A 22,023-nucleotide genomic window follows, 5' to 3' on the forward strand; every position below is an offset into this window, starting at 1 on the left:
CCTGCTCAACTGTAAAGTGGTGGCCGCAATCCTTGCAAAAATATCTTTGCCTTTGTTTAACTATACCATCTTTACGAAAATTCTGGCTTTTACATTTTGGACAACTATTCATATTGATTAATAATAGGTTAATAATTATCCAAATATACAAAAAAAAACTATACTAAATTAACAATGCCCATTTTTTTAGTACAAATAATATTTATATTCTACTTTGGTTTATTTTTTCGGCCTAAATTAATTATGATTTTATTCAAAAACAAATGTTTTGTTAATCTGGCACAATAAAATTTTTGAAAGAATTCGTGGGAGACTTTTTTAAAATCGGGTGTTTACAATATTTGCATACTGTGAACCAAATGTATAAGTAACAGCTATTGAAGTGGAAAAAGAAAAGTCGGTGGCCAGCTCCCGTTGTTTCAGCAGTACTTCTTCAAGAGAAGCCTCTCCTTTGGGAAGTGATAACTGATCCTGAATTACATCGTACTCGGCCTGAAATGTAAGCGAGAACCCTTCAAATAACCTAACCGAAGTTTGGCCATAAAATTCGATGCGTCGCCGGGCAAAATCGTGCAGGTAATGCGATCCCTCCAAACCCGTTTCAATATTTCCCCAGGGTTGCTGAATATTAATTCGCCCCTCAATTTTATGGTTGAACAGGTTTTCAGTGGTTTTGTTATAAATGGTTTCCTCAAAATAATCAACATAACCATAACCAATTTGGTAAGAAAATGTAATGGATCGCCTGGTGGCAACTTCGTAGGGGAAGATGCTGTATTCAATACCGGGGCTGAGCATAATTTCGTGCCTGATGTTACGTCCGTTATGCGTAAGGTAATCGCCAAAAATTCCAGCCGACCAGTGGTCATTCAAACTCTTTATGGCATAACTGTCGAGCCCGTGGCGGCGTTGTTCGCTAATTACGGGGTCTTCATTTTCAGTTGTTTGTATTTTTATCCTGCCATAATTAAAGTAGGGCCTGATGCGTAATTTCCATTCATCAGTAACCCGGTCGGCAAAAATGCCCCACCTCGAATTCAGCTCACTCTGATTCGATTCCAAATCGAAACTCACCCGGCCAATGTATGCCTCAAGAACCCAGTTATTCCAGGGATCTGAAACTTCCTGTAGCGACTGATTAGCCCCGGACCCTTCATACTCAATATTGAATTGCGTGCCCAACGGTGTTTTTAAGATAAACGATACAATCCCCATTTTTACATATTTTTTAAGGGCATTGCGTCGTTCATCAAGCGTGGCATCCCGGTCAATAATATGTTTCAATGTATGTTCCTGCCCTTCAAAATTCCTTTTCCCAATAAAGCTGAACTGGTATTCCCTGCTGCCTCCCCCGGTTTCTTCATCGGTTACAAATACATGTATATCGGCCAGTTCGGGGTCGCGTACATAATTAACAAATGTCATATCGGTGCGGATTAGGTCAAAATCACACCTGCGACAGTCAAGGTAAATAAGAGGGGCCTTTAAATCTTCCCCGGAGGAATTCCACACAGTAGTGTCAACCTCCGCTACCTGCGCATTCATCTCTGAAAATCCCGATGAAATTTGGAGAATGTAAAAAATAAAAACAACTAAAATTGATTTTTTCATTTATCAAAAATGCCTCCCAGGTTTAAAGTTATTTGATTTCAACTTTCTGGTTTTTTCTGTTTGCCTGATAAGACGTTACAAAATTACGATTCTAAATCTTATTATTACTGAAAAGGCGAAAGGGATGTCGTCGATTTAATATTTGATAATATCGAATTTGAGAATAAAGGATTGTGATTTGGGAAATTGGAAGAATCGGATATTAAAGTTGATAATTATAACAAAACCAAGGTAACCGAAATTGGTCGGAAAAAGTATCCTCAGAAGACTTAAATTTTGAACTTTCTGTACCGATATAATATTTTTATTGAACTGGAATAAGTAAATAAATTGCTGGGCATTACTGCTATGCTGTTTCAGAAGCTATTTAGTGATATGTATAAGTAGGGGAATAAATAAAGTCATAGTCTCACTCTGAGTGAGACTATGACTAAATGAATTTATACGTCAAGCTGGCTTTCAGCTTCGGCTGTAACTTTTACTCCGGTTGTACCGCCACGATTGAGTTCAATATCAACAGGCTCGTTGGTTTTCCACGCCCCGTTTGTAAAATCAGGTACATCAATTGAATCGGAACGGTTGGCAACCGACCATTCGCTGAGTGGCCCAACTACGCTCCACAGCGCTGCATCGTAAACATCCTGGTCGAGTGGAATACCATTGCGCAGGCAATCAATCAAGCGCCAGTCCATAATAAAGTCCATGCCGCCGTGGCCACCAACTTTACGGGCCATCTCGCCAACTAGTTTTACAATTTCAGGTGTGTATTGTTCTTCAAGTACTTTCATTTCATCATCGCTGAACCAACTGTGTCCTTTGGCAATTTTACCCGGGGTAGGATATTTGCGTGCAATCCCCTCGGTACCGCTCACAAGGTGTATTCTTGAATACGGACGCGGGCTGGTTACATCGTGTTGAATCATAATGGTTTTGCCTTTGTTGGTGCGGATGGTTGTTGTGTTCATATTTCCGCGGTAACTGTCGGTGGCAAAAGATTCATAAAAACCATCTTCATTTGCAAGTTCAGCCGCCATTTTTCCCATCTGGAAATCGTCGGTTGACATAGAAGTTAGGTAATCCATTTTATCGCCCCGGTTCACGTTCAGAACCTGGCAAACAGGGCCCAAGCCGTGAGTAGGGTAGAGGTTACCGTTGCGTTGCTGGTTTTCCTTCAGGCGCCACATATCAGAATAGGAACCTTTTCCGAAATTATTTTGCAGTAGATCGTGAATATAAGCGCCTTCTGTGTGCACAATTTCGCCAAAGAAACCCTGGCGGGCCATATTTAATGTAAGAAGTTCAAAGAAATCGTAACAACAGTTTTCCAGCATCATGCAATGCTTTTTGGTCCGTTCCGATGTTTCTACCAACTGCCAGGCTTCTTCTACCGTGCCGGCAGCCGGTACTTCGGTGGCCGCATGTTTCCCGCTTTCCATGGCATAAACGCACATGGGGGTATGCAAATCCCAGGGGGTGGCAATGTAAACCAAATCCACATCCGGACTTTCACACAGCTCTTTCCAGGCCTCTTCACTGTCAGTATATTCCTTTGCTTTTGGCAGACCGTGTTTCTCCAGAATTTGCTGGCCCCGCTCAACACCCGCCGGATTTTTGTCGCACAATGCGGTAATTTTTACCCCTTCAATATTCGACATCCGTTCTACTGCCCCGGGACCTCTGTTGCCCAGACCAATAAAACCTATTCGAACTGTTTCGAGTTTAGGTGCTGCATATCCGCTCATATTAAACTGTTGCGGATGCGACTTATTTACTGATTCTTTGATGGTTGAAAGGGACGATTCACCGCTTCCATTGCTTTCGCGGCTGCATGATGCTAATCCTCCTGAAAGCATCCCGGCTCCCGCAACGCCGGCAATCTGGAAAAATTTTCTCCTGTTTGTTTTCATCTTAACACGTGTTACTATTGATTTTAGTTTTAAATTTATTTCAAAAGTCTATCGACATATATTGAAAAGTTTAAAAATACAAATTTATATTTCATAATCAACTGAATTTTTCAGAAAGTTAAAATCCACTGTTATTTTTTCTATATTAGTTTGCTGAAATTATATTTACTTTTTTACTAATTATGTTATCAGTTTCATAACAGGTAAAGTTATGCAATTCTCACTAAATCAAGCTTTATGAAGAAGTTTTTTTCTCTTTTGTTGAGCATTTTCCTCATCTCTTTTTATGCCTGGTCGCAGGAAGATGTTACAAAAACAGGATGGAATTTTGGTGCTTTGCCAACCATTACCTTCGATACCGATTTGGGATTTCAGTATGGAGCGTTGGTAAATTTATACAATTATGGCGATGGCAGCCGTTATCCCAACTACGATCATTCACTCTATTTTGAGGTGTCGCGTTTTACAAAAGGCAGCGGAATTAACCGGTTTTACTACGATTCGGATAAGTTGATTGAGGGGCTGCAAACTTCGGTTGATATCAGTTATCTTTCGGACCAGGCTTACGATTTTTATGGTTTTAACGGTTATGATGCAGTGGTTAACCCGAACTGGATTGACGACGAAGAAGAAGAGTATAAAAGCCGCATGTTTTACAAATACGACCGGCGACTGTTTCGGTTTAAAGTGGATTTGCAGGGCAATTTTTCAGAAAGCAATTTTCGCTGGGCTGCCGGCATAAATTTGTTGAATTTTTCGGTGGGCTCGGTGGATATCGACAAATTAAACGATGGAAAAGACGATGCGGAAAAATTACCCCCGCTCGCGGAACAACCCGGCCTTTATGAAAAGTACAGGGATGAATGGAGTATTATACCCGAAGATGAAGCTGACGGCGGGTTTGTGCCCACACTCAAAGCCGGTTTGGTTTACGACACGCGCGACAACAAACCCAATCCCATGAAGGGAATCTGGACCGAAGCTGTTTTGGTTGGAGCCCCCGAATTTCTGGGTGCCGAAAGCGGTTTCGTAAAATTCAACCTTACACACCGACAGTATTTCACGCTAGTGCCCAAAGATTTGTCGCTGGTTTATCGCTTGTCTTACCAAACAACGGTTGCCGGACATACACCGTTTTATTACCAAACACAGGTGATTACTTCTGTTTTGAAAGGCGCCAGTTCCGAAGGACTCGGCGGAGCAAAATCGTTACGCGGTATTCGCCGGAACCGGATTGTGGGCGACGGGTTTTTCTACGGAAATGTGGAAGCCCGTTGGAAATTCGCCCGGTTTCAGTTTATAAATAATAATTTTTACCTGGGGTTGAACGGATTTATGGATTTTGGAAGAGTTACAAAGAAAATAGATACCACATTAACGAATGTATATGGTGATTTAAAATCTGATTATTTCGATCGTGGTGCTGAAGCGATGCACTATTCCTACGGCGCCGGACTGCGCATTGCCATGAACCAGAATTTTGTAATTGCTGTGGATTACGGTTTTGCTGCCGACGAACGCGACGGAGATTCGGGATTATACATTGGACTAAACTACCTTTTTTAAACTATAACTTATGAAGAATTTTTTCTCAACCTTTATTGTTTTGATGAGCGCTGTGCTCATTCAGTTTTCGTGCTCCACAAATGTGAACTCAGAAGTAAATGGCCTTTCGGTGGATACACTGGAACTGGCAGGTGAAAAAATGCAGGAATACATCGACAGCGGGAAACTGGCAGGTATTTCGGCATTAATTTATAAAGATGGCGAAACGGTTTATCGCGAAAATTTTGGTTTTGCCGATCTGGAGGCGCAAAAGCCAATGGAGGACAATACCATATTTCGGATTTTTTCGATGACAAAACCCATTACCGCGGTGGCTTTAATGACATTGTACGATGAGGGTAAGTTTAAGCTCGACGACAAAGTTTCCACCTATATTCCTGAATTTGCAGCAACCAAAGTGTACAATTCTGAAACCAAAACACTTGAACCACAGCAGGAAGAAATGACAATCCGGCATCTGCTAACGCACACCTCCGGAATTCCGTATGGCTGGGATCAGAATGCATACGTCGATTCGCTGTACCGTGTATCCGGCGCTGGCGGCTGGGAAGGTACCATTGGCGAAAAGGTGAAAATTATGGCTTCATTGCCTTTAAAACATCAGCCCGGAACAACTTGGGAATACGGTCTTTCAATTGATGTGGCAGGTTATCTCGTTGAAGTTTTGTCGGGAATGCCGTTTGATGAATACCTGAAAACTCAAATTTTTGAACCACTTGGAATGGACGACACCGGTTTTTATGCGCCCAAAGAAAAACATGACCGGCTTTCGGCATTACATGCGGTGCAATCGGGAAATTTAAAAAATGCGGAAGGTGGCATGAGCATGGCATTTATGCAGCCAGTTACACTGTTCTCGGGTGGCGGCGGATTGGTTTCCACCATGGACGATTACCTTCAGTTCAGCAAGATGCTTTTGAATGGGGGAGAACTGAATGGAAAACGAATAATCGAAGAATCTACTGCTCAGTTGATACTATCGGATCAATTGCCTGATGGAGTCAGGTACGAAGGGGATAAGGGTTATGGCCTGGGCGGAAGTTATGATCCTGAAACCGGTGAATACGGCTGGGCAGGTGCTGCTTCCACCAAATTCTGGATAAATCCTGAAAACGATATGATAGTGATTACCGGTGCACAGTTAATGCCCGCTGATTATACGTATGCCAATGAATTTAAGTCGATAGTGGACAGGGCGGTAACGGATTGATTACTTGTCCTTCACCCGCTTAAACCGGAACATTTTCAGCAGCCAGTTGGGCAGCGGATGGTGGCCACGTTTACGGAAATCCACAAACCAGCCAATTTTTTTCAGGATAGGTATTTTATGGGTTTCCACGAACTCAATTAGTGTACCTTCGGGAGCCTGAATATAGGCAAAATTACCTGCAGCCTCGCCCATGTCGAAACTGTCTGAATCGCGGGCACTGTCAACTGTAAAAGGAAATCCGGCCTGTTTTACTTTTTCGCGGAACTCGTCCATGCCGTTTATGTCGTAACAAATGTGGATGAACCCGGGGTCGCCCCAAATCCGACCTTCATAAATATTTCGGGGGTGGCGGTCGAGTGCCTGTACCAGCTCAATATACGATGAGCCGAAAAACGGGCTGAAAGCACCATTTTTCACATCGGAGTGTTTGAGCAGTACACGCCTGAATTGTCCGTTGCCGCCGGGTAAAACTGCAAAATCAGCAAAAGAGTCAGTTTTGTCGTAAACAACCTTATCGTACTTTAAAATATCGCGGTAAACTTTCAGACTTTCATCCAAATTCTCTACACCTATTACAGCTCCCAGCACTCCGCCGTTCACCGATTTTTCGCGCCTGAAAACTTCGTGCTCATGCTTTACCTCCCATAAGTTGCCCAAATTGTCTTTCAGGTAGAAATGTTCATTTCCTGCCGGGTCTTTTGCAATGTCACCCAGAATATTCAGTTTTTCAGCCGAAAATTTCTGGTATGCTTTATTAATATTGTCGGTTTTCAGTTTCCCGATGTTAATGCCCAGGTCGCCCATCTGGATTTCAAAACCGGGCCGTTCCGGTTTTTTCCCTTTGTGTTGCCATATTTCAAATCCGCCGCCGCCCTGCATATTGAGCGCCAGCACCGCATGCCGTTCGCGTGGTTTACCTCCTGTGTGCGGAAGCATGAGTTCGGCTGTGGCCACATCTTCAAACATGCGGATATCCATGGAGAAATGCTCGCGATACCATTTCCAGGCCTTTTGTAAATTTTCAACACCTACACCCAACTGCTGAATCCCGTTAATTTTTACTGACATCTTACTTTTGATTTTGAGTTTTTTACAAAGGTTCAACCTTTGACGACAAATAATAATAAATTCGTGGAAAAAACCGGCGGATATGCACCATAATCAGTTCTGTTCCGCCAACCAGTATTTCTTTTCGTTCTTTTTTCAGTTTCCGGCAAATAACTTTTGCACTTTCGTCGGCCGGTTTTCCTTTCTCCTGACCTTTATCCATTTTTCCGTGTGCTGCTCCGTCCTTTTCGAGCGCATTAACCGAAATATTTGTTTTTATGCGACCGGGAATAATAATTGAAACCCGGATGTTGTTAGCCGCATTTTCGGCCCTGAGGCTTTCAAAAAAACCATGAAGTGCATGTTTTGAAGCAGAATAAGCTGATCGGTACGGGAACCCGAATTTTCCCACAATACTCGATGTTACCGCTATTTGTCCGCCTCCGTTTGCAATCATAGCGGGTAATATTGCTTTGGTAAGGGCAACGGTGCCAAAAAAATTCACTTCAAAAATTTTCCGATCAACGGCTGTGGATGTTTCACTCACTAACGACCTTTGGCTGATGCCTCCAAAATGGTAAAGCGCATCGATTTTATTTTCTTCTGCCAAAACTTTTTGGGCTGCCAATGCTACAGCTTCTTCGTTGCCTAAATCGAACGGGATTACTTTTGCAGAGCTGCCATTCTTTTGGCAAAAAACGGCCACCTTAGTTAACGCTTCCTCATTTCTTCCAGAAAGAATTAAATGAACCTTCTTTTTGGAAAGCTCCATGGCGGTAGCTTTCCCTATTCCCGAGGAAGCTCCTGTTATCCATATAATTTTGTTTGAAAAATCCATAACCTGTTCGGTTCAATGTCTGCGAAGATAATATTCAAAAGCCAATTGAAATGTTCAGCCTATAAAAAAGTTGAACTTTTTATATCGATTCGGATTTTGTAATCAAAAATATACTGTTTATGGTGCCTTGAAAATTACATCTGATAATTAAAAAAAGGCCATCTTTTTTTTAAAAGACAGCCTTTTATTTCAGCTTAAAATTATTGGATGTGTCAGGAAAAAATTATAAAACTGTATATTTCTTTATATCCACATCGTGCATCATTTCATAAATGATTGCAAAAAGTTTTTCCACATTTGGTTTTGAAAAATATTCCCCATCTATTCCGTAGGCGGGTTTGTGTGCCATTGCCGGAAGCGTGCGCGGTGCCGTATCGAGGTAATCATAAGCCTTTTGTTCTTCCATCACATTTTGCATCATGTAAGCCGTGGCACCCCCCGGCACATCTTCATCAACAAAAACTACTTTATTGGTTTTTTTAATTGATTCCAGAATGATGTGGTTAACATCGAAAGGCATGAGTGTTTGAACGTCAATTACTTCAGCCGAAATGCCTTTCAGCTTCTGGAGTAACCCCGCAGTTTTTATTGCATGGTGGGCATTCCAGCCATAAGTTACAATAGTTACGTCGGACCCTTCCTTTAAAATTTCAGGAACCCCCACTGGCACTCTGTATTCGCCTGGATTAGCCGGCAATTTTTCTTTTACATTATATCCTTTCAACGGCTCGATAACCAGTGCCGGGTCGTTTGCTTCGAGGAGTGTGTTGTACATTCCAGCGGCCTGTGTCATATTTCGAGGAACGCACAAATGCATTCCTCGCAGCGAGCCCAGCAACATTTGCATGGGTGAACCGGCATGCCACATTCCCTGCAACTGATGCCCCCGCGTGCGGACGATTACCGGAGCCGCTTGTTTCCCTTTAGTACGGTATTGCAGCGTGGCTAAATCGTCGCTGAGTGTGGAGTGTGCATAAATCAGGTAATCGAGGTATTGAATTTCGGCAATGGGCCTGAATCCACGCATGGCTAATCCAACGCCCTGACCAATTATTGTTGTTTCCCTGATACCGGCATCGGAAACACGGTGGGCACCGTATTTTTTCTGCATGCCTTTCATTCCCTGGTTTACATCACCCAGCATCCCGGTATCCTGACCAAAAGTTACCAGGTTCGGGTATTTTTGGAACAGTACTTTAAAATTGGAATTGATAATTTCAGCACCGTTAACTTCCGCTGAATCGTCATCATATTTAACGGGTGAAGAGGTAACTTTTACCGCAGAATCCTGATTCTCGCGGGTTAATTGCCGGTTGTAAAAATCAAAACTTTGTCCTTCAAATTCAGCTATCCAGTTCCTTAGTTTTTCTCTTTCATCATTTAGTTTTTCGTTTCCATGTAGCTCGAAAAACAGGCGCTTGGCAAACGTTAAATATTTTCTGCGTGTGGGAAATATTCTTTGTTTTACCTCATCCAAGTCATCCAGTTTATCAATTTTTCCTTCTGAAAGGTTTTTTACATTTTGAACTATTTTTTCAAGTTTGGGAGAACTGGCATGAACACCTGATGTGTAATTTTCCCAGGCTTCTTGTTTGGCTTCTTTGGCTTTTTTTAGTGCTTCTTTCTCAATTTCAGTAATGGTTTCCACATCTGCTTTTCCCGATTCAAGCAACCATTTTCGGAACTGGTTGAGCCCGTCATATTCTTTTTCCCATTCCAGCCGCTCTTTGCTTTTGTAGCGTTCGTGCGAACCAGAGGTAGAATGACCTTGTGGCTGCGTGAGTTCCTGAATGTGAAACAGCACCGGAATCTGCTCTTTGCGGCAGTAATCTATTCCTTCCGAGAAAGTATCCACCAGGGCCGGATAATCCCAGCCTTTGCAGGTAAATATTTTTATTCCGTTTGTGTTTTTTTCTTTCTGAAACCCTTTCAATGCTTCAGAAATACTTGCTTTGGCAGTTTGCAGTTCCACCGGGACACTGATACCGTAGCCATCGTCATAAACCGCAACAGCCATTGGTACCTGCATAACAGCAGCAGCATTGATGGTTTCAAAAAACATCCCTTCCGAAGTACTGGCATCGCCGATGCTACCAAAAGCAACTTCATTGCCGGTAACATTATTTTTCAGGTGCTTTTTCATTTCGGGATTTTCCCTGACAATTTTTGAAGCCTGCGCCAAACCGAGAAGCCGGGGCATTTGACCACCGGTTGAAGAGATGTCAGCAGCTGAGTTATATTGTTCGGAGAGGTTCTTTATTTCGCCGTTTTTATCAATGTTGGGAGTGGAAAAGTGATTGTTGAAATTTCGTCCTCCGGTGGAGGGGTTCATTTCATCATCGGTATCGCCGTATATCATGGCAAAGAATTCTTCGGGTTTCAGCAATCCAAGTGCCAGCATAAAAGTCTGGTCGCGGTAGTATCCCGAGCGCCAATCGCCTTTTTTAAATGCTTTGACATAAGCCAGCTGAACAATCTCTTTGCCATCGCCGAATATTCCGAAGTGTGCCCTTCCGTTGTGAACTTCGCGGCGTCCCAGAATACTTAGTTGCCGGCTTAAATTAGCCAGATAGTAGTCTTTTAGCGCAGCTCCGGTAGTGGTTTGGGCTGTTGTGGTAATTTCTGGTTTTTCCAAGTACATACTTTTTTATTTAAGACATTTTGGTCTTGTAATCTTAACGAAATAACATTTCCGGCAAAGATTTGTTTAAGCGCCTCAATCCTTCGCGGTGGTAGTGAGTATTTCAAATTATTCCGGGAGTTTTGGCTGATTTTGTCCTGGAATTTTTCAGTTATCAAAGGATTCCTTCGTTTAAATTCTATATTTTAGAAATCTGAATCAAAATGCGAAACCATGTGTAAATCCTGTTTTTTCAAAACTGCAATGCTGTTAATGATTTTATCTTTTGGTAATCTGTCGGTATTTTCTGTTGAATTTTATGTGGCAATTGAAGGGAACGATGAATATTCAGGAACCCGGCAAAAGCCTTTCAAAACGGTGACCAGGGCAGTAACGGCAGCGCAGGAGTTTTTTCAGCAAAACAAAAATGATGATTGTTTCATCTGGCTGAATGCCGGAGATTATGTCATTACAAATCCTTTGGAATTGAATTCTGCTGAGTTGAAAATCGGAAACGGTCATTTATATTTTAGGTCGGTTGCCGAAGAGGAAAAACCGCTGATTTCTGGTGGAAAAAAAGTGACAGGCTGGATTGAAAACTCAGATGGGCTGTGGGAAGCTGAAGTTTCCGGCCCGGAGAAAATAAGGGAACTTTTTATGTATAAGAAAAGACTGATTCGTGCCCGGCACCCGAATAACGGTTACCTGAGAGTGAAAAAAGTGGGTGACGACCGCCGGACTCATTTTTATTTTGATGAAGGAGATTTTCCCATTACCAAAGAGTCGGATTTACCGGAATTGGTTTTGCTTCACGACTGGTCTGTTTCCCGAATTCAGGTTGATGAGATTGATGAGGAACAAAACAAACTAACTGCAGTGGATTCAATTGGAGCCCGGAATCCTGCGTTTTTCAACCTCGATAACTGGGAGCCTGATCCCCGCTACTTTCTCGAAAATTCAAAAGTATTTCTGGATAACGATTACGAATGGTACTTTGATGAAAAATCCCGAACAGTTTTTCTGCAACTTCCTGATGATTTGAACCCAAATGATTTGAACATTTTCGTACCAGTTTCAGAAGGAATAATAAAACTGACCGGAAATGAAAATAAGCCTCTGAAAAACGTTCATTTTGAAGGCATTTCATTTAAACACAGTGCCTGGAAAATACCTGAAAAAGGATACGCTGGAGTGCAGGCCTGTCATTTTGATAGTCATTCTTCACAAATGGGGTGGTCGGTGGTTCCGGCTGCTGTAAAAGCAGTCTGGACTGAAAACTGTAGCTTCAGCAATTGCACATTTGAAAATTTGGGTGGTTCAGGAGTTTGGTTTGGAACCGGGGCAAAGAATTGTCGCATCGAGAATTCTTCTTTTTTCGATATTTCGGGAAACGGCATCATGATTGGCGAAGGTCGCGACCGTAAAATTGACGGTGAAACATGGTACGAAGCAGCACCGGAACAGGTGGCGCTTGGGAACTTAATCTCGAACTGTAAAATAATAGATTGCGGCGCACAGTTTTTTGGCGCTGTGGGAATTTGGTGCGGGCTGACCGCAGAAACTACCATCAGAAACAATGAAATTTATGATTTGCCCTACACCGGGGTTTCAATTGGCTGGATGTGGAATCCGCAACCCACGCCCTGCCGCGACAATACAATCGAGGGCAATCACATTCATCATATCATGCAAACACTCAGCGACGGCGGCGGGATTTACATGCTTGGTTTGCAACCGGGAAGCAAACTGATTGGAAATCGCATTCATGATGTACAAATAAATGCCGGTCGTGCCGAAAGCAACGGGATGTTTCTGGATGAGGGAACCACAGACGTGGTAGTGGCCGAAAACCTGATTTACAACATCGCCAAATCACCGCTGCGTTTTCACCGGGCCACCACAAACCTGGTGAAAGAAAATTACCTGTTTTGCACCGAAGATAATCCGCCCATTCGCTACAACACAACCGAAGAAGCAGACATAAAAAAAGTGAAGAACAAAGTTTATCATCAGGGAGATGAGAATTACCCGGAAGCATTGGAGAAAGCGATTGAAGAATGGGAATAATATGCTTTTTAATTATATTTGATGTATGAAAAAGGCGAAAAGTAAAATACTAAAGCAGATAAAACAGATTGTAAAAGAACGGGAGCCTTCTGCAAAAATTTATCTGTATGGTTCCAGATCACGCGGAACAGAAACGCGGGAATCGGACTGGGATTTATTGATTTTGCTGGATAAGGATAAAATTACTTCCGAAGAGGAAAGAAAAGTAACTTATCCTTTGTTTGATCTTGAATTCGATACTGGAGAAGTTATAAGCCCCATGGTTTACAGTGAAAAAGAATGGAAAACCAAATACCGGATTACTCCTTTTTACCAAAATGTAATGAAAGAAGGTATTTTGTTATGAACGAATATCAGCCTGAAGATTATATAAATTATCGAATTAAACGGGCCGATGAAACCATCCGGGAGGTTGCGGTTCACATTGAAAACAAATTTTGGAATACAGCTATAAACAGGATGTATTACGCTTGTTTTTATGCGATTAGTGCCTTGTTGACAAAAGAAAAGATCGAAGTTTCCAGTCATTCCGGTGTGAGACAAAAATTCGGTGAATATTTTGTAAGAACAGGAAAGATTGATAGGGATTTGGCAAAACATTTCACTGAACTTTCGGAAAAACGACATAAAGGGGATTACAACGATTTTTTTGATTATGATGAAGAAACGGTTTTGCGTTTATTTCCCTATTCCGAAAGGTTAGTTGGTGAGGTTAAGAAGCTTTTAAATGAATAACTAATTTTTGTAAAACAGGCATGAGAAATTATCCTAATGGAGAATAATTGATCATGCCTGTTTTATTAGATTATGTGTTAAAACACCGGCTGAATCGTAAATTCAAATTCATAATCTTTTGCCGGAACAGCGTATTGCGGGTAGGGCCGTGCGCCCCACGAATTGTCGCCGGCCACGCCCATCATTTTCAAATCGCAGTTGACAAACACGCCGTCTTTTTTCACAATGTCGTTGGTGTGGCGGTAGTCATTGCCATCAATCATGTCGAAATCTTCGATGGGATTGTGCAGTGCCGAAAATCCAACCAGCGGTTTCCCTGAAACGCGGATTCCCAGGCCGTTTTCGTTTCGCAGTTCAAACCAGCGTGTTTCGGTTTTGTAGCCGTTTTCCTGCGGACGAACATATTTAAAATACTGGTCGGCCACTTTTCCGGAATAGTTGCCCACAAACGCACTGCGGTTCCGGTCCACATAGTTTTCGTGCGGCCCGCGACCAAAATATTCCAGGTTATCAAAATTCACCGGCAGTTCCCATTTCAGGCCAAAACGCGGCAGATCGGGCAGTTCGTCGTTGCCAACCGCAAGTTTTGTATTTATTGAAATATTTCCGTTACCAGTAATGGTATAGTTGACTGTTTGTGCCGAACTCACTTTTTCGTGGTTGAAATGAGTTGCAATTATTACTTTCCCCGGTTCGGGCTGCGAACTTTCTACAGAAGAAGGTGCGACTTTGTTGGTCACTTCGCGCCAGATTCCCAAACGGCCAACCATGTTGCTGCCCTTGTCGTTGTCGTTTGGCGGGCGCCAGAAATTTACCTGTGGCCCTTTTTGCAGCAATTCCATTCCGTTTATTTCGTAAGAAGCCAACGTGCCGGCATTTTTATCAAACTGAATGGTAAAATTTATACCGGTAACTTCCAGCATGTTTCCGTTTTCTGTAAGCTGAAGTGCATCGTATTCAGGGGTTTCAGTTTTTTCCTGAACATACATTTCGAATTCAAACTGATCTTGTGCCACTTCAAATCCTGCCGGTCGGAATGGTTTGTCGTCTTTCAGTTTCACCGAGAAATCGATGAAATATTCTACGCCTGGTTCCGGTGTAAAATTGGGATAGGGTGGATTGATTATCCGGCTGGATTGTGGCTCAATATTGAAATTTTCCAATACACCGGCGTACATTTTTTCGCCATTTCCTGAAACGGTCCAGCTGATTTCGTAATCGCTTAAATCAATAAAATCGTGGAAATTGAAGATTTTGTAACCGTTCTGAACTTCCTCAAAACGAACATACTGATAAACATATTTCACTTCCTGCATGGCAGGGTGAAGTGTCAGGTCGGCTGAAATTATTCCGTTACAAACAAAATTTTCGTCGCTTGGCATTCCTTCACCGTAATCGCCGCCGTAGGCCCAGAATTCCGTGCCGTTTTCGTCGGTTTTTACCAGCGCCTGGTCAATCCAGTCCCAAATGTAACCACCCTGAAGCTGGTCGTTTCCTTCGCGGTAAATCACTTCCCACAAATCCACCAGATTGCCGTTGCTGTTGCCCATGGCATGTGAGTATTCGCTGGCAATCATGGTTTTTGGACGACGTTCTGAAGCATAGTTTTTAAGTGTACTTACGCCCGGGTATTGTGGGCAGAAAATATCAGTATTGTCGTCCATAATGGCGCGTTCGTAGTGAATGGGGCGTGATGGATCGCGCTCTTTGATGGCTTTGTAACCGGCGGTGAAAACAACACCATCGCCGGCTTCGTTGCCCATGGACCAAACCACTACCGAAGGATGGTTTTTTGTGCGTTCTACCATACGCATCATGCGGTCGACATGTGCTGCAGTCCATTCCGGTTTTTTCGCCAGCGAATGGTCGCCGTAGTACATGCCGTGCGACTCGATGTTGGCTTCGTCGGTAACGTACAAACCGTATTCATCGCACAGCTCGTAAAACCGCTCGTGAGCCGGGTAGTGGCTGTTACGCACTGCATTGATGTTGTGCTGTTTCATCAATTTGATTTCCTGAATCATCTGCTCTTCAGAAATCACATGCCCGGTGTACTGGTTGTGTTCGTGGCGGTTTACGCCTTTTATCAGAACCGGAACTCCATTCACAGTGAAAAGCGTATTGTTGATTTCAATTTCCCGGAAACCGATGCGGTGACTCACTGTTTCGACCGTTTCGCCGTCTTCATTTTTCAGAATGATAACGAGGGTGTAAAGATTGGGCGTTTCGGCCGTCCATTTTTTAGGATTGAGAATTTCTTCTGAAAATGAAAGTTGCAATTCTTTTTTCCGGTTAATGTTTGCATCCTGTGACTCTTCGGTGACCAACTCCTGGTTTTCATCGTAAAGCTGAAATGCAACCTGGTAATTGCCCGAACGTAAACGGTCGGTGTGATTTTTTAAGTCCACTTCCAGTTGCAGGTTCGCATTTTTGTATGCCGCATCGAGGTCGGTTGTGGCGAAAAAATCGCGAATGCGTACTTCTGGCGAAGAATAAATAAATACGTCGCGCTCAATCCCGCTGATGCGCCAGAAATCCTGGCACTCGAGGTATGAACCATCCGACCAGCGAAATACTTCGGCAGCCAATACATTTTCACCTTCCTGTAAATATTCGGTGATGTCCCATTCAGCCGGAGTTTTGCTTCCCTGGCTGTAGCCCACTTTTTCGCCATTTATCCAAAGGTAAAACGCCGATTTTACGGCGCCAAACTGAATGAAAACCTGCCGTCCGTCCCAGCTTTCGGGAACGGTAAACGTTCGGCGGTATGAACCAACCGGGTTGTAATCATCGGGAACATTTCCGGGGTTTGCCGGATAAATATCATCAACGAACTCAATCTCATCCGAAACCGGGGCTTTGTAATCGGCAAATTCGTACTGGTGGTTTACGTAAATGGGAATTCCGTATCCCTGAATTTCCCAGTTGGATGGCACCGAAATTTCATCCCAGGCCGAAACATCGTAATCGGGTTTATAAAAATCAACCGGCCGGTCGGCGGGCTTGCGTACCCAGTTGAATTTCCACATTCCATTCAGGCTTTTGTAGAAAACCGACTGTTTTTTATCCTGACTGAGTGCTTCGTCCACACTGCGAAAAGGAATTAAAAAGGTCCGAGGTTTCTCTTTGTTTTGGTTGAACATGGCCGGATTTTCCCAGTCGGGGATTTTTTCTTGTGCCGTTGCGGGAAGTGTTCCAAAAGCAAGCGTGAGAATTAACCACGCGATAAGTTGTAATTTTTTCATCGGTTTAAAATTTATTTCAAAAAAATGCAAAGTGTTCTTAATTTTTTTCAAAAGTAATTTTTTTAAAGAATTCATTATTAGCCCGAGGTATTTTTTTGCTAAAATTAATTGTATTTTGGGATTTTGAAGTTAAAAAACACTGATTATGAAAGCTGCTGTTTTAGAATCTTACAATCATTTTGTGTGGAAAGAAGTTGAAACCCCTGAAGTTAAGGCCGGAGAGGTTTTGGTACGTATTAAATTTGCCAGTATTTGTGGAACAGATATGCATATTTTTCCCGGCGATTTTCATCCGCGAACTCCCGTACCGTTTATTCCCGGCCACGAAATGGGAGGTGTTGTAGCCGAAGTGGGCGATGGAGTTTCCGGGTTTGAAGAAGGGGAAAAAGTGGCCATCGACCCGATTATCTGGTGTGGCGAGTGCCCGGCTTGCAAACGTGGCCATTATCCGGCATGCACGAGCCTGAAATTGCTGGGCGTTGATATGGACGGCGGTTTTGCCGAGTACATTTCTGTTCCACCGCACATGTTGTTTAAAGCGGCACCACATTTACCTGACGAGCATGTGGCTTTGGTCGAGATTTACGGAATCGGGTTTCATGCCAATAACCGCGCAAAAACCAGTGAAGGAGATGTGCTGGCTATTTGGGGAGCCGGCAGGGTAGGACAGGTGATTTTGCAGGCTGCGCGCACCAAAACTGATGGAACTATTTTTATGGTTGATCCGCTGGAAAACCGTTTGGAAATTGCTGAAAAATACAATGAAAATGTAATCGGAATTAATCCCCGAAAAGAAAATCCGGTGGATGTGATTAAAAAACACACCGGTGGAAATGGAGTGGATATCGCATTTGAAGCAGTTGGTCATGCTGAAGAAATTGAAGGAATTCATCACCCTGTTCGCAGTGCAATACAAAGTTTGCGCGGTGGCGGAAAAGTATGTGTTTTAGGATTGAGCGACGAACCGGCACCTGTGGTTTTTAAAGAGTTGATTTGGAAAGAAGGCCAGATTATCACATCACGTGTCAGTCATGGTGAATTTTCGGAAGTGCTGGAACACCTGAACTCCGGCGACCTGAAACCGGATGCACTGATTTCGAAAGTGATGCCGGGTTCACAAATTCAGCAGGCATTTGAATTGCTTCAAAAAGAGAAAGAGAACTATTTGAAGGTGTTGCTTGATTTTCAGTAAAAAGCCGGCTGGCAGCAGACAGTTGGCAGGCATTTTCTTCACCAGGCTAAAGCCTGGCGCTGGTTTTGAGGAGTCGTTTGACATGTTTTTCGAAATGATCTGTCGCTGGATTGAATATCTTCAGAAGAATATAATTTGATAAAAAAAAGAATCTTGTTTTCACCAGCTATACTAAATTGGAAATCGAATAAAATGAGCTCCAGGCTTCAGCCTGGTGATTCCGAAAGAATATAAAATGAAGAACCAGCCGGCTTAAGCCGGCTTTAAATAACATCAAACCATGTTACACTCATTTGTCAGAAATTACCTCCATATTACATGGGCTGTAAAAGAAAGGTTGAGCGTATTTCAATCCAATTCCAAAATTAAATTAAAAGATTTATTGATTGAAAAATCGAATGAAATGAAAAGTTCTGTTTTGGCAATAAACGTTCAATCTGAGCACATTCATTTGCTGATAGACTTACCTGCAAATTTGTGCTTGTCTGATTTTGTTCAAAAAGTTAAAGGGGCATCATCGCATTGGATAAATGATCAAAAATTAGTTCAGGGAAAGTTCTCATGGCAAAGAGGATACGGAGCTTTTTCAGTAAGTGCATCGCAAATTGACGTGTTAAAAAAGTATATTCGAAATCAGGATGAACATCACAGGCGCAAATCATTTGAGGAGGAATACAATGAATGGAAACGAAATTATGGATTTTTTGATGATTGAGTCAGGTTTTATAAAAAGCCGGCTTAAGCCGGCTGGCAGGAAGCAGTGGTAGGCTTTTTCTTTCCACCAGGCTGAAGCCTGGCGCTGGTTTTCGACCTGATCCAAATGAGTAAAATATGCTTTGGTTAATAATGCGTTAGATATATTGGGAATCGAATAAAATGAACTCCAGGCTTCAGCCTGGTGATTCCGAAAATAAAATGAATGAAGAAACAGCCGGCTTAAGCCGGCTGGCAGCAGATAGTTGGGAGGCATTTTCTCCATATGATTCTTAACTTCTTATGCCGGATTGCATTTCAGGTACCGGCAAAAACAATTTGGCCTTGAATCATCAAAATTTTACGATGTGGCGCTTTGGGTAAGTTGCATTGCAATATTCCTCGTGGGCCTGTATGGAGCTGTTTCCCTGATATAATTTTTAAAAAATGATTGTACAACAGCAAAATAATTTTTGGTGCCAGAAAATATATCTCTATTTTCGTGTTCGTACACGGAAAACATTTTTTACTTGATTTTAAATCTAATAAAAACAATATTATGCAATTGGGAAAATACAGTTTCGGGGTTGGCGACCGCTTTAACCACGAAGGCCAGGCTCAGCTGAAGGCGCTGATAAAAGCCAATAAAAACGGGGTGGATGTAACACCTGTATGGAATAAATCAAATCGCGAACACAACATTGTGCATTCCGAACCTGAAGGAACTCGTATTGAAGCAGATGAAGCAGTAAAAGCCCTCAACTGGGAGAAACCTTATTTTGTGGATGCTGATCACATCAATTTGTCGAATGTGGACCGGTTTATTTTGCATGCCAACTTTTTTACGCTCGATGTGGCTGCTTATATTGGAAATGAACCCGCACCTGCCGATGTGGCGAAATTTAAAGAATCGTGCAAAAACCTGGGAAGTGAAGTGGCTGTTCCGGGGCTCGCTAATCTCATTGAAATTAATGAGGAGTTGCTGGATTCTGTGGCTGCCAAATTTCTAGCAGCCATTAAAGAAGCCGGGAAAATTTACCGCCACATCGAAGGAACCAAAGGAAAAGGAAATTTCATTACCGAAGTTTCCATGGATGAGGTGGAGTCGCCTCAGACACCGCTTGAGCTGTTTTTTATCCTGAAAATGATAGCCGATGAAAGGATTCCTGCGCAAACCATTGCTCCCAAATTTACGGGACGATTCAACAAAGGAGTTGACTATGTGGGTGATTTGGATCAGTTTGCCAAAGAATTTGAAGAAGATGTTTTGGTAATCGATTATGCGGTGAATGAATTCGGCCTTCCGGAAGATTTAAAATTGAGCATCCATTCCGGTTCCGATAAGTTTTCAATTTACCCGATAATGGCAGAAATTATTAAAAAGTATGACAAGGGACTGCATGTGAAAACTGCCGGAACAACCTGGCTCGAAGAAGTTATTGGACTGGCCATTTCGGGCGGGGAAGGACTGGAAGCAGCTAAAAGCATTTATGAAAATGCCCGGTTGCGCAAAGATGAATTATGCGGACCTTATGCTGATGTGATTGATATTAAAGACAATGAATTGCCAACAACAACTGAGGTAAACGACTGGATCGGCGAAAAATTCGCCAGTACGCTGCGTCACATTCCCGGCCATCCCGATTATAATCCCAATTTCAGACAACTCATTCATGTAGGTTACAAAGTGGCTGCTGAAATGGGAGATGATTTTACTGATCTTTTGAAGAAAAATGCCGAAATTATTGGTGAATGTGTTGAAGAAAATATTTATGAACGTCACCTGAAAAGATTATTCGACCTTTAAAAAAATAAGCGATGAAAAAATTTATGGATGAAAACTTTCTGCTGCAAACGGAAACGGCGCAGAAAATCTATCACAACCATGCGGCCAAAATGCCGATTTTCGATTACCACTGTCACATTTCACCCAAAGAAATTGCAGAGGACAAGCAATTTGAAAACCTAACCCAAATCTGGTTGTACGGCGACCATTACAAATGGCGGGCCATGCGCACCAACGGCGTGGACGAACATTTTTGTACCAGCGGTGCATCCGATTGGGAAAAGTTTGAAAAATGGGCAGAAACTGTTCCCTTTACGTTGCGGAATCCGCTTTATCACTGGACGCATCTTGAGCTGAAAAAGTTCTTCGGAATTGAAAAAATGTTAAGCCCGGAAACGGCAAAAGAAATTTGGGACGAGTGCAATACCAAATTGCAAACACCCGAATATTCAGTGCGGAATATCATCCGGATGGCCAATGTACATACCATTTGTACAACTGATGACCCGGTTGATTCGCTGGAATATCACCGGCAGATTAAAGCCAGCGGTTTTGAAGTGAAAGTGCTGCCTGCCTGGCGGCCCGACAAAGCGATGGCAGTTGAAAACCCCGAAGCGTACAATAACTACATTGATAAGCTGGAAAAGGTTTCAGGTATAGAAATTAATACTTTTGAAGATTTGATGGATGCGCTGGACAGCCGTCATCAGTTTTTTCATGAAAACGGATGCCGTTTGTCGGATCATGGACTGGAAACCGCCCATGCGGAGGATTACACTGAACGCGAAATTATTGATGTTTTCAGCAAAGTGCGCTACGGTGCCGATTTAACAGAAACCGAAATTCTCAAGTTTAAATCGTGCATGTTGTATGAACTCGGAATCATGGACCATTCACGCGGCTGGACACAGCAGTTTCACATTGGTGCACTGCGAAACAATAACACACGGCTTTTCAATAAACTGGGCCCCGATACCGGCTTCGATTCCATTGGTGATTTCGAAATAGCACGACCGCTTTCCAAATTACTCGACCGTCTGGATCAAAACGATCAGTTATCGAAAACCATTGTTTATAACCTGAACCCACGCGACAATGAGCTAATTGCCACCATGATTGGAAACTTCCAGGACGGCACAGTTCCCGGAAAAATGCAGTTTGGCTCGGGCTGGTGGTTCCTCGACCAAAAAGACGGAATGGAAAAGCAGATAAATGCACTTTCAAACCTTGGCTTGTTGAGTCGTTTTGTGGGAATGTTAACCGATTCGCGCAGTTTCCTTTCGTACACACGCCACGAATATTTCCGGCGCACACTGTGTAATTTAATCGGAAACGATGTGGAAAACGGCGAATTACCAAACGATATGAAAATGTTGGGCCAGATGGTGGAAGATGTCTGTTTCAACAACGCGCGCAACTATTTTAATTTTAAATAAAAGGTTCCTATTTGGTTCCTATTTCTTTTCTGTTTTTAAAAGAATGAGTATTTTGCAATCGATTGCAAAA

Annotated in this window: 16 protein-coding genes; 9 read left to right on the forward strand and 7 right to left on the reverse strand. The window is 42.7% G+C overall.

All coding sequences use genetic code 11. The features are described from left to right. From BUC07_RS21730 to BUC07_RS05895, 3 genes are all read right to left on the reverse strand, one after another. The coding region (locus BUC07_RS21730; RefSeq protein ID WP_449451351.1) for an IS1/IS1595 family N-terminal zinc-binding domain-containing protein at nt 1-112 on the reverse strand (112 nt) is incomplete at its 3' end. A gap of 206 nt (nt 113-318) precedes the next feature. Then, nucleotides 319-1,611: a hypothetical protein gene (locus tag BUC07_RS05890; RefSeq protein WP_073167112.1), complete on the reverse strand. Its 1,293-nt coding sequence runs from the start codon at nt 1,609-1,611 to the stop codon at nt 319-321. A gap of 440 nt (nt 1,612-2,051) precedes the next feature. Continuing rightward, entirely contained in the window at nt 2,052-3,518 is a 1,467-nt protein-coding gene (locus BUC07_RS05895) for a Gfo/Idh/MocA family protein (RefSeq protein ID WP_073167116.1), read from the reverse strand. A 237-nt stretch (nt 3,519-3,755) separates the two neighbouring features. On the opposite strand from BUC07_RS05895, the gene omp85 reads away from it, so the two are divergent. After that, nucleotides 3,756-5,084 (forward strand): Omp85 family outer membrane protein, encoded by a 1,329-nt coding sequence (gene omp85, locus BUC07_RS05900; protein ID WP_083578126.1) that lies wholly within the window; start codon nt 3,756-3,758, stop codon nt 5,082-5,084. Between the two features lie 10 nt (nt 5,085-5,094). Beyond that, nucleotides 5,095-6,294 carry a serine hydrolase domain-containing protein gene (locus BUC07_RS05905; RefSeq protein WP_073167123.1) on the forward strand — a complete coding sequence of 400 codons (1,200 nt, stop codon included), beginning with the start codon at nt 5,095-5,097 and terminating at the stop codon, nt 6,292-6,294. On the opposite strand, the gene BUC07_RS05910 is transcribed toward BUC07_RS05905, so the two are convergent. The 3 genes from BUC07_RS05910 to BUC07_RS05920 form a co-directional block, all read right to left on the reverse strand. After that, complete coding sequence (locus BUC07_RS05910; RefSeq protein WP_073167126.1) at nt 6,295-7,362, reverse strand: VOC family protein; 1,068 nt, start codon at nt 7,360-7,362, stop codon at nt 6,295-6,297. Between the two features lie 22 nt (nt 7,363-7,384). Next, complete coding sequence (locus tag BUC07_RS05915; protein ID WP_073167130.1) at nt 7,385-8,179, reverse strand: SDR family NAD(P)-dependent oxidoreductase; 795 nt, start codon at nt 8,177-8,179, stop codon at nt 7,385-7,387. 223 nt (nt 8,180-8,402) lie between these two features. Next, on the reverse strand, nt 8,403-10,814 hold the full coding sequence (locus BUC07_RS05920) for an alpha-ketoacid dehydrogenase subunit alpha/beta (protein WP_217652653.1): 2,412 nt from the start codon (nt 10,812-10,814) through the stop codon (nt 8,403-8,405). 258 nt (nt 10,815-11,072) lie between these two features. Between BUC07_RS05920 and BUC07_RS05925 the strand changes: the two genes are divergently transcribed. Genes BUC07_RS05925 through BUC07_RS05935 form a run of 3 tightly spaced genes read left to right on the forward strand, consistent with a single transcriptional unit; the run spans nt 11,073 to nt 13,601 of the window. Beyond that, complete coding sequence (locus tag BUC07_RS05925; RefSeq protein ID WP_175552475.1) at nt 11,073-12,866, forward strand: right-handed parallel beta-helix repeat-containing protein; 1,794 nt, start codon at nt 11,073-11,075, stop codon at nt 12,864-12,866. Between the two features lie 25 nt (nt 12,867-12,891). Further along, the gene (locus tag BUC07_RS05930; protein ID WP_073167140.1) at nt 12,892-13,212 is read left to right on the forward strand and encodes a nucleotidyltransferase domain-containing protein; all 321 of its coding nucleotides are present in this window, start codon (nt 12,892-12,894) and stop codon (nt 13,210-13,212) included. Next, nucleotides 13,209-13,601: a HEPN domain-containing protein gene (locus BUC07_RS05935; RefSeq protein ID WP_073167143.1), complete on the forward strand. Its 393-nt coding sequence runs from the start codon at nt 13,209-13,211 to the stop codon at nt 13,599-13,601. Before BUC07_RS05930 ends, BUC07_RS05935 begins: the two co-directional genes overlap by 4 nt. A gap of 77 nt (nt 13,602-13,678) precedes the next feature. Here BUC07_RS05935 and BUC07_RS05940 read toward each other — a convergent pair whose 3' ends face one another. After that, nucleotides 13,679-16,846 (reverse strand): beta-galactosidase, LacZ type, encoded by a 3,168-nt coding sequence (locus BUC07_RS05940; RefSeq protein WP_073167508.1) that lies wholly within the window; start codon nt 16,844-16,846, stop codon nt 13,679-13,681. 145 nt (nt 16,847-16,991) lie between these two features. Here BUC07_RS05940 and BUC07_RS05945 point away from each other — a divergent pair, with 145 nt between their 5' ends. The 4 genes from BUC07_RS05945 to uxaC all read left to right on the forward strand — a co-directional run bounded on the left by BUC07_RS05945 (nt 16,992) and on the right by uxaC (nt 21,953). Beyond that, nucleotides 16,992-18,038 carry a zinc-dependent alcohol dehydrogenase gene (locus BUC07_RS05945; protein ID WP_073167147.1) on the forward strand — a complete coding sequence of 349 codons (1,047 nt, stop codon included), beginning with the start codon at nt 16,992-16,994 and terminating at the stop codon, nt 18,036-18,038. Nucleotides 18,039-18,318: 280 nt separating this feature from the next. Further along, nucleotides 18,319-18,753 (forward strand): IS200/IS605 family transposase, encoded by a 435-nt coding sequence (gene tnpA / locus BUC07_RS05950; RefSeq protein WP_073167151.1) that lies wholly within the window; start codon nt 18,319-18,321, stop codon nt 18,751-18,753. 537 nt (nt 18,754-19,290) lie between these two features. After that, nucleotides 19,291-20,538 (forward strand): tagaturonate epimerase family protein, encoded by a 1,248-nt coding sequence (locus tag BUC07_RS05960; protein ID WP_073167512.1) that lies wholly within the window; start codon nt 19,291-19,293, stop codon nt 20,536-20,538. Between the two features lie 11 nt (nt 20,539-20,549). After that, entirely contained in the window at nt 20,550-21,953 is a 1,404-nt protein-coding gene (gene uxaC, locus BUC07_RS05965; protein ID WP_073167159.1) for a glucuronate isomerase, read from the forward strand. Nucleotides 21,954-22,023 lie beyond the last annotated feature (70 nt).

Source organism: Tangfeifania diversioriginum, assembly GCF_900141875.1.
In the GTDB taxonomy this organism is placed as follows: Bacteria; Bacteroidota; Bacteroidia; order Bacteroidales; family Prolixibacteraceae; genus Tangfeifania; species Tangfeifania diversioriginum.